12 protein-coding genes are annotated in these 8,164 nt (G+C 67.4%); 5 read left to right on the top strand and 7 right to left on the bottom strand.

What is annotated here, in order from left to right:
* From ER13_RS14450 to hppD, 5 genes are all read right to left on the bottom strand, one after another.
* On the bottom strand, window positions 1-449 hold a 449-nt coding region (locus ER13_RS14450; protein WP_035310326.1), incomplete at its 3' end, for a hypothetical protein.
* Between the two features lie 57 nt (window positions 450-506).
* Window positions 507-773 carry a hypothetical protein gene (locus ER13_RS14445; protein WP_035310324.1) on the bottom strand — a complete coding sequence of 89 codons (267 nt, stop codon included), beginning with the start codon at window positions 771-773 and terminating at the stop codon, window positions 507-509.
* A gap of 56 nt (window positions 774-829) precedes the next feature.
* Entirely contained in the window at window positions 830-1,891 is a 1,062-nt protein-coding gene (locus ER13_RS14440; protein WP_035310322.1) for an isoaspartyl peptidase/L-asparaginase family protein, read from the bottom strand.
* A 158-nt stretch (window positions 1,892-2,049) separates the two neighbouring features.
* A complete protein-coding gene (locus ER13_RS14435) occupies window positions 2,050-2,229 on the bottom strand; it encodes a hypothetical protein (RefSeq protein ID WP_231492561.1) in 180 nt (59 codons plus the stop codon).
* 6 nt (window positions 2,230-2,235) lie between these two features.
* A complete protein-coding gene (gene hppD, locus ER13_RS14430) occupies window positions 2,236-3,348 on the bottom strand; it encodes a 4-hydroxyphenylpyruvate dioxygenase (protein ID WP_052005136.1) in 1,113 nt (370 codons plus the stop codon).
* 138 nt (window positions 3,349-3,486) lie between these two features.
* Between hppD and ER13_RS14425 the strand changes: the two genes are divergently transcribed.
* Window positions 3,487-3,825: a hypothetical protein gene (locus ER13_RS14425; protein WP_154726928.1), complete on the top strand. Its 339-nt coding sequence runs from the start codon at window positions 3,487-3,489 to the stop codon at window positions 3,823-3,825.
* 8 nt (window positions 3,826-3,833) lie between these two features.
* Here the strand turns inward: ER13_RS14425 and ER13_RS14420 are convergent, their stop codons facing one another.
* Window positions 3,834-4,469, bottom strand: coding sequence for an exopolysaccharide biosynthesis protein (locus ER13_RS14420; protein WP_035310317.1), 636 nt, complete (start codon window positions 4,467-4,469; stop codon window positions 3,834-3,836).
* Window positions 4,470-4,577: 108 nt separating this feature from the next.
* Here ER13_RS14420 and ER13_RS14415 point away from each other — a divergent pair, with 108 nt between their 5' ends.
* From ER13_RS14415 to ER13_RS14405, 3 genes are read left to right on the top strand one after another with little or no spacing between them, the layout of a single operon-like run.
* The gene (locus ER13_RS14415) at window positions 4,578-5,153 is read left to right on the top strand and encodes a YqaA family protein (protein ID WP_008258849.1); all 576 of its coding nucleotides are present in this window, start codon (window positions 4,578-4,580) and stop codon (window positions 5,151-5,153) included.
* A gap of 39 nt (window positions 5,154-5,192) precedes the next feature.
* Complete coding sequence (locus ER13_RS14410; RefSeq protein ID WP_035310315.1) at window positions 5,193-5,735, top strand: disulfide bond formation protein B; 543 nt, start codon at window positions 5,193-5,195, stop codon at window positions 5,733-5,735.
* 4 nt (window positions 5,736-5,739) lie between these two features.
* Window positions 5,740-6,327, top strand: a complete 588-nt coding sequence (locus tag ER13_RS14405) for a demethoxyubiquinone hydroxylase family protein (protein WP_035310313.1) — start codon at window positions 5,740-5,742, stop codon at window positions 6,325-6,327.
* Window positions 6,328-6,371: 44 nt separating this feature from the next.
* Here the strand turns inward: ER13_RS14405 and ER13_RS14400 are convergent, their stop codons facing one another.
* Complete coding sequence (locus tag ER13_RS14400; RefSeq protein ID WP_035310311.1) at window positions 6,372-7,574, bottom strand: acetyl-CoA C-acyltransferase; 1,203 nt, start codon at window positions 7,572-7,574, stop codon at window positions 6,372-6,374.
* 286 nt (window positions 7,575-7,860) lie between these two features.
* Here ER13_RS14400 and ER13_RS14395 point away from each other — a divergent pair.
* Window positions 7,861-8,164 (top strand): outer membrane beta-barrel protein (locus ER13_RS14395; protein WP_035310309.1); only part of this gene is annotated, 304 nt, incomplete at its 3' end.

Raw genomic sequence — 8,164 nt, 5'->3', positions numbered from 1 at the left:
GTGAGAACCTTCGCCTCTTCCAGCTTGTAGCTGATCGGGACCGGTCGCACAGGGGGCGGGCTCGGTTCCGGGGGCTTCGGCTTGGGCTTGTCGGCCGCCTTGCCGTCCAGCGCGTCATCCAGCTTCTTGAGCGGAAGACCAGAACAGATGGTCAGAACAAATCCCAGTTCGCGACGGACGGTCGCCACAAGCTCTCGCGCCGCCGGCTCTCCGTCGCCGACCGCGCGAATGGCGCGTTCTGACGCTTGCAGAATGATCTCGTACTTGCGCTTGATGATCGTGACCAGGACGACTTCCTGTCGCCGACGCTCGCCGTTTACGCCCAGCCAGTTCGCAATGACGGCGGCGGCCACGGCGCTCAGGATCGAGAGGATGAACGCGGTCGCGCCGTCCCAGATCACGGGCGTCGCAACAACCTCGGCGGGAAAGTCGGTTTGTGTCGGCAGCATTGTCATCCCCCACTCGCCACATCATGCCGCAGCGGCGAAGCTGGGCCAAGTGAAAGGTTAACGATGTTCGGTGAGCAGGGCCTTGGCCTCAGCGCCGGCGCGGGCGGCGGGGTCGCGCACCTCGACCTCGACGACCACCCCGCCTGCGGGTTCGACCGCCCACAGATAGCGGCGCTCCACCTCGACCTCGCGGCCGGACGGGGCGAAGCCGACATAGGAGTCGCCCCAGGGGGTGATCTTCTTCAGTTCGACGAAGGGCATGGCGCAGGCGGCGTCCAGCTCTTCCTCGGCCATCACGGTCAGTTCGTCGTCGGTCGGGCTCATGGGGTCTGTCTGAAAAAAAGAGGGTATGAAACGTATGAATCGTCTGAAATCGGGGCTCAGGGTTCGTCGGCGTAGATCGCGACGCGCGCGGCGGCCGTCGAAGACGCCGCCCCCCGATACATGCCCGAGGTGTTCATGGCGAAGGCCGGGGTTCCGGTCAGACCCATGACGATGACGCCGCCGTCGCCGCCGATCGAGCCGACGTCGGCGATCTCGGCTTCGGCCGCCGCCTGGACGGTCGCGCCGTCGGCGGTGCGGCGACAGATGTCGCGCGCCACGGTCGAGCGGATGAAATATTCGCCCGAGCCGGTGGCCGAGACGGCGCAGCCGTCGGCGTTGGAGGCGTAGGTTCCGGCGCCGATGATCGGCACGTCGCCCACCCGGCCCCAGCGTTTGGCGGTCATGCCGCCGGTCGAGGTGGCGGCGGCGAGGCGGCCCCGACTGTCCAGGGCCACGGCGCCGACGGTGCCGAACTTCCTCTCGTTCAGCGGGGGGGCGACGGCGGCCTGGGCTCCCGGCGTCGATACGTCGGCAGGACGGGCGGGCAGGGGCAAGCCGGCCTCGGTCAGGGCCTTGATCAGGCCCTGCCAGCGGCGTTCGGTGAAGAAGAAGGCCGGATCGACCTGTTCCAGCCCGGCCTGGGCGGCGAAGGCGTCGGCGCCGGGGCCGATCAGCATGACGTGGGGCGACTGTTCCATCACGGCGCGGGCGGCGGCGACCGGGTGGCGGGTGGTGGTCAGCCCGGCGACGGCGCCGGCGGTCAGGTCCGCGCCGTTCATGACGGCGGCGTCCAACTCGTTACGTCCGGCCGCAGTGAAGACGGCGCCCCGCCCGGCGTTGAACAGGGGATCGTCCTCCATGACCTGGACGGCGGCCTGGACCGCGTCCAGCGCCGAGCCGTCGCGCGCGAGCACCGCCGATCCGGCGTCCAGCGCCCGTTGCAGGGCGGCGCGATAGGCGGCGTCCTGAGCCGGGGTCAGGCCGGCCCGCTCGATCACCCCCGCCCCGCCGTGGATGGCCAGGGACCAGAGGGGAGCGGCCGGGTCCTGGGCGTGGGCAAGGCTGGCGACGATGGAAAAACAGAGTGTAATTAGTGCAATTCGTCCAGATCGCATCATGGTCGGTCCCTCCGTCGGTGGATTGTAACCCGACCCCCGGCGATGTCAGGTCGATGGGTGCGACAATCTGAAAAGCGGTGCGTTTTCAAGCACGAGGTGGATGAAATTGTGCGGGGACACGCCCGAGAGCGACGGGAGTAGGGGGCAGACGCGGCCCATCACTCCCGATGGTGCAGCCGCTTCCACACCCGATAGGCGACGATGGGAGCGAAGCCGCAGATCAGGGCGGCGAGCAGGACCGTCCAGAACCCGCCGCCCAGCCAGAACTCCCCCGCCAGGGCGCCGGCGCCGGCCGCGAGGGCCGGGCCGAGCCAGGGCAGCCAGGTCGGCGGCCGCATCCGCATTCAGGCGTCGACCTTGATGACGCCGCGACGGATCTGGTCCAGTTCGATGGAGTCGAACAGGGCCTGGAAATTGCCGTTGCCGAAACCCTCGTTGCCCTTGCGCTGGATGATCTCGAAGAAGATCGGGCCGAAGGTGTCCTGGGTGAAGATTTGCAGCAGCAGGCCTTCCTCGTCCGAACCGTCGATCAGGATGCGGTTCTTGCGCATCCGCTCCACGTCCTCGCCATGGTTGGGCAGGCGTTTGTCGATCAGCTCGAAATAGGTCTCGATCGTGTCCTGGAAGTCGACGCCGCGCGCGCGCATGGCCTCGACCGTCTCGAAGATGTTCTCGGTGGTCAGGGCGATGTGCTGGATGCCCTCGCCGTTGTAGCGGCGCAGGAATTCCTCGATCTGGGAATTGTCGTCCTGGCTTTCGTTCAGGGGGATGCGGATGGCGCGGTCGGGCGCGATCATGGCCTGCGAGAACAGGCCGGTCGCCTTGCCCTTGATGTCGAAATACTTCTGCTCTTCGAAATTGAACACCGAGCCGTAGAAGCCCGACCAGGTCCGCATCTGGCCGCGACGGACATTGTGGGTCAGGTGGTCCAGGATCTCGAGACCCATCGAATTCTTGCGCTCGGCCTCTTCCCAGCCCTCGATCTCGTCCCAGGCGTCGTACAGCGAGCCGGCGTCGCCATACTGGTCGATGACGTACAGCAGCGAACCGCCGATGCCCTGGAGGATATAGGGATAGTCGCCCAGCGCCCCGCCGTTCGCATCGGTCGCCGCCACGGCGCCGCGTTGGAGCGCGCCCTCATAGGCGGCCTTGGCGTCATTGGTGCGGAAGGCCATGCCGTTGGCCGAGGGGCCGTGGTCGGCGGCGAAGGCCTGGGCCTGACCGTTCGGCGTGCGGTGGACCAGGAAGGAGATGTCGCCCTGTTTCAGGCGCACCACGTCGGTCTTCGGGTTCACATGAGTCTGGGTGAAGCCCATCATTTCAAGGCGCGAAATCATCGCCTTCGGTTCCGGGCCGGTGAATTCGACGAATTCGAATCCATCGACGCCGAGGGGGTTTTCCAGGTTGATCTGTTCCGCCGTCGTCTGGGCAGGGGCCTGATCAGAGGTGGGGGTCATGTCGTTCATGGCGCGTCTCCCGCGTAGCTTCTGTGGCGGGCTTAACCGAAAGGGGCCGCCGATTGGCGCGGAACCTAGTCGCGGATGACGACAGAGCCAAGGCGGTCCCACGGGGTCGTGATGGGTGAGGGAGTTCTGATGGACATCCGCAATCCTGGCGTGTCAGATGGGTGGCCATTGGGGGAGACAGACATGGACTATCTAAAACGCGCACCGTTTGGCGGACTGTTCCTGGTCACATTCACGGTGGCGGCGACGTTTCAGGTGCTGATGGCCCTGTTGGGACTACTTCTCGCATTTCTGTCGCCTGGTCTGTTCTTCATGAACGGCGCTCCGGCCACTTCGCCTGTGCAGGCGGTCGGCGTTCTCCTGTTTCTTCTGGTCGTCGGACTGGTCATCAACGCCGGAATATCGGCTATCGGCGCCCTGTTGTGGATGGGCGTCCGGATCGCACTGCCAAAACCCGCCTCCGTTTAAGAAGGGGGTCAGCCCGGCAGCAGGCGCGTCGCCCATTCCGCGCCCAGCAGCAGGCCGGTCGCCACCACGCCCAGGAGCGTCAGCCAGGCCGTCGTCACCGCCGCCCCGGCGATCACGAACAGGCCGTCCCGCTGGATCAGGCCGACCGACAGAAGCGCCAGGGCCACGGAGGGGATGGTGTTGGTCATCGGCAGGACGATGGTCAGGGTGGCCAGGATCATGAAGACCGCCGCCAGCTTCTCGCCCGGTCCATCGGCGAAGCGACGCAGGCGGGGGCGGGAGAACCGGTCGATCCAGCCCAGTTTCGACTCGGCGAAATCGGCCATGCCCTTGAGCCACGAACCCCTGGCGCGCAGCTTCAGCAGCCAGCGCGGCAGCCAGGGCTCTTCCCGGCCCACCAGCATCTGGCCGGCCAGCAGGATGACGGCCACCCCGACCACCTGGGGCACGCCGTAAAGGCCAGGGACCAGGCAGGGAATCGACAGCAGCAGGATCAGCAGCCCATAGGCGCGCTCGTCCAGGCGGTCGCGAATTTCTTCCAGGGTCAGGCCGGCCTCGCCCCCGTCGTCGGACAGCCGACGCAACAGGCGAGCGATGTCGTGGCTGACGTCGTCGGCGTGGCCGGACGGAGAGGGGAGGGTCATGCCGCCTCCTTTAGAGGCGTCGGGAACGGACGGCGAGGGCTTCGATGTCGCGGCGCGTGACGTCGGACGCAGGTCTTGCTAGGGCGTCGCCCCTGCCAGGGGATTTCCATGCTTCGCAAGCTCTATGACGGCGTCTTCAATCTGGCGCGAGGCCGCCACGCGACGCCCGCCCTGGCCATGGTCGCCTTCGCCGAGAGTTCCTTCTTCCCCATCCCGCCCGACGTGATGCTGGCGCCGATGATCCTGGCCCGGCCCGAGAAGGCTTATTTTTACGCCGGGGTCTGCACCCTGGCCTCGGTCCTGGGCGGGATTCTCGGCTACGCCATCGGCTATTTCCTGACCGATCTCGGCCTGGCGATCCTCCGGGTTCTCGGCCATTCGGACGGGCTGGATCATTTCCGCCAATGGTTCGCCCAGTGGGGGCTGTGGGTCATACTGATCAAGGGGTTGACCCCCATTCCCTACAAGCTGGTGACCATCGCCTCCGGCCTGGCGGCCTTCAGTTTCCCGGTCTTCATGGGGGCGTCGGTCGTGACCCGGGGCGGCCGGTTCTTCCTCGAGGCCTGGATCCTGAAGCGCTGGGGCGCGGCCATGCTGGCCCAGGTCGAGAAACGCCTGGCGCTGTGGTCCGGGATCGGCCTGGTGGTGTTGATCGCCCTGATCGTGATGCTGAAGCTTCTGTAAGTCGACGGCGACGCCTTGGCGGGTTAAGACCGCTGCACGATGAGAGACATCTATCGCCTGATGACCCGTTGGTGGACCGCCTTCGCCCTGGCCGCGTCGCTGGCCATGCTGGGCGCGGCCCACGCCTTCGAGCGGTTCGCGGGCCTGGCGCCCTGCAACCTCTGCCTCAAACAGCGCGAGGTCTATTGGGGCGCGGTCGCCGTGGCGGCGGTGGCCACCGCCTGGACCTTGCTGAGCGGCAGCCGGCGCGGCACGCCCCGGATCGCCGCCTTCCTGCTGGCCGCCGTCTTCGCCACCGGCGCCGTCACCGCCGTCTTCCACATGGGCGGCGAGTACAAGTGGTGGAGCCTGCCCGCGACCTGCATGGGCGGGGGCGGCGTCGATCTGGAAAGCCTGACCGCCCTGGCGCTCGGCACGGGGCCGGCCCAGAGGGTGGCCATGTGCGACGCCGTGGCCTGGAGCTGGCTGGGCCTGTCCATGGCCGGCTGGAACGCCCTCCTCTCCCTCGCGTTGGCGGGGTTCAGCCTGCTGGCGGCCAAACGCCCCAAGGACGCCCGCGCCCCCCGGATCGAAAAGGCCTGACGCCATGACCGACGCGGCGACCCCCGACTCCCGGCCTCGTCCCCCTCTGCCCCGGCCAGGCCGCGGCGCCGACAAGGCGCGGATGGATGAGATCCTGCGGGTCGATCACGCCGGCGAATATGCGGCGGTCCTGATCTATCGCGCCCAGAAGGCCGTGTTCGAGGGCCGCAAGGCGCACGGCGGCATGGTGCGCGACCTGGGCGAGATGCAGGATCAGGAGGCCGTGCATCTGGCCCGGTTCGAACGGCTGTTGAACGAACGCCGGGTGCGGCCCACGGCGATGACGCCGCTGTGGCGGATCGCGGCCTCGGCCCTGGGCGCGGGCACGGCCCTGATGGGCGAGAAGGCGGCCCACGCCTGCACCGAGGCGGTCGAGAGCGTGATCGAGAAACACTACGCCGAACAGATCGCCGAGATCGGCGAGCGCGATCCCGCGCTGGCCGCCGAACTGAAACAGTTCCGCGACGAGGAGCTGGCCCACCACGATCATGCCATCGAACACGGCAGCCGCGAAGCCCCGGCCTATCGGCTGCTGAGCGGGGTGATCAAGGCCGGCTGCCGGGTGGCGATCAAGGTCAGCGAGAAGGTTTAGACGTATCCTCCCCATCGCTACGCGACAGGGAGGAGACGGGAACCTCAGAAGATCTCGAATAGCCCGGCCGCGCCCATGCCGCCGCCGATGCACATGGTGACGACGCCGTATTTTGCGCCGCGCCGCTTGCCCTCGATCAGGACGTGGCCGGTCATGCGGGCGCCGGACATGCCGTAGGGGTGGCCGATGGAGATGGCGCCGCCCGAGACGTTCAGCAGTTCGTCCGGGATTCCCAGGGTGTCGCGGCAGTAGAGGACCTGGACCGCGAAGGCCTCGTTCAGCTCCCAGATGCCGATGTCGTCGACCGTCAGGCCGTGGCGCTTCAGCAGTTTGGGCACGGCGTACACTGGGCCGATGCCCATCTCGTCGGGCTCCACCCCCGCCACCGCCATGCCGCGATAGGCGCCGAGCGGCTGGAGATTGCGCTTCACCGCCTCGCCGGCCTCCATGATGACGCAGGCCGAGGCGCCGTCCGACAACTGGGAGGCGTTGCCGGCGGTGATGTATTCGCCCTGCTCGATCTCCTCGCCGCCGCCGAAGACCGGCTTCAGGGTCTTCAGCCCCTCCAGGGTGGTTTCGGGCCGGTTGCCCTCGTCCTTCGAAAGGGTGATCTCCCTGGAGGTGGTCTCGCCGGTCGCCTTGTCCGTGACCAGCATGGTGGTGGTCATGGGTACGATCTCGGCGTCGAGCCGGCCTGCCGCCTGGGCCGCCGCCGTGCGCTGCTGGGACTGAAGCGCGTATTCGTCCTGGCGGTCGCGGCTGATGTCATAGCGGCGGGCCACGACCTCGGCCGTCTCCAGCATCGACATATACATGTGGGGCGCCAGCTTCAGCAGAGCCTCGTCCTTGGCCCGGTACAGGTTCATGTACTGGTTCTGGACCAGGGAGATGCTCTCGAGCCCGCCGCCGACCGCCATCTTCTGCTGGTCGAACATCACCTGTTTGGCCGCCGTGGCGATCCCCATCAGGCCCGAGGCGCACTGGCGGTCCAGACTCATGCCTGGAACCGAAGAGGGCAGGCCGGCGGCCAGGGCGATCTGGCGGGCGACGTTGGTGCCGGTCGAACCCTGCTGCAGGGCCGCGCCCATAATCACGTCCTCGATCTCGGCCGGATCGACGCCGGCGCGCTGGACCGCGTGTTTCACCGCATGGGCGCCCAGCCGCTGGGCCTGGGTGTCGTTGAAGGCCCCGCGATAGGCCCGGCCGGTGGGAGTGCGGGCGGTGGAGACGATGACGGCTTCACGCATGACGGAGATCCTTCTGTGTTGGGCGGGCCTGTCGCGCCTTACGCGCGACTTGAGACCAGAACGGTTTCCTCTGCGACGAACTTAGGCCCCTCACGCGGCGTCAACGCAAGCCGCGACACGTCACGAACGGCGCGGTTTCCCGACCCTCGTTCGCCCATTGTGTTGAAACGGCGCCACAGTCGCCACATTCATCCCAGGCGGGCGGAACAACCGGCCAGCGATGCCGTTTGGCTCGGGAACGTCGGGCAGCAGCTCGGCTTCAGGCATTTTACAGATTGAGGAAGCTATGAAGCTCAAACTTCTCGCCTCCGTCGCCGTCGCAGGGCTGTTCGCAGCTGGCGCGGCCTCGGCGGAACCGAACGGCTGGTACGGCGCGATCGACGCCGGTTACCACATGATCGACGACATCAACGCCGAATCGTCGACGACGGGCGCCAACTGGAACTATGAAGTGAACGACGGTTGGGCGGCTTTCGCCCGTCTCGGCTATCGCTTCAACCCCAACTGGCGCGTTGAACTCGAAGGCGGCTACCGCTCGGGCGACATCGGCACCGTGCGCGCCGTCTCCGGCACCCAGGGCCTGTGCAACC

This window comes from Brevundimonas sp. EAKA, from assembly GCF_000698025.1.
In the GTDB taxonomy this organism is placed as follows: domain Bacteria; phylum Pseudomonadota; class Alphaproteobacteria; order Caulobacterales; family Caulobacteraceae; genus Brevundimonas; species Brevundimonas mediterranea_A.
Note: the sequence above shows the minus strand (reverse complement) of the source record. Positions and strands in the feature narration are given on the sequence as shown.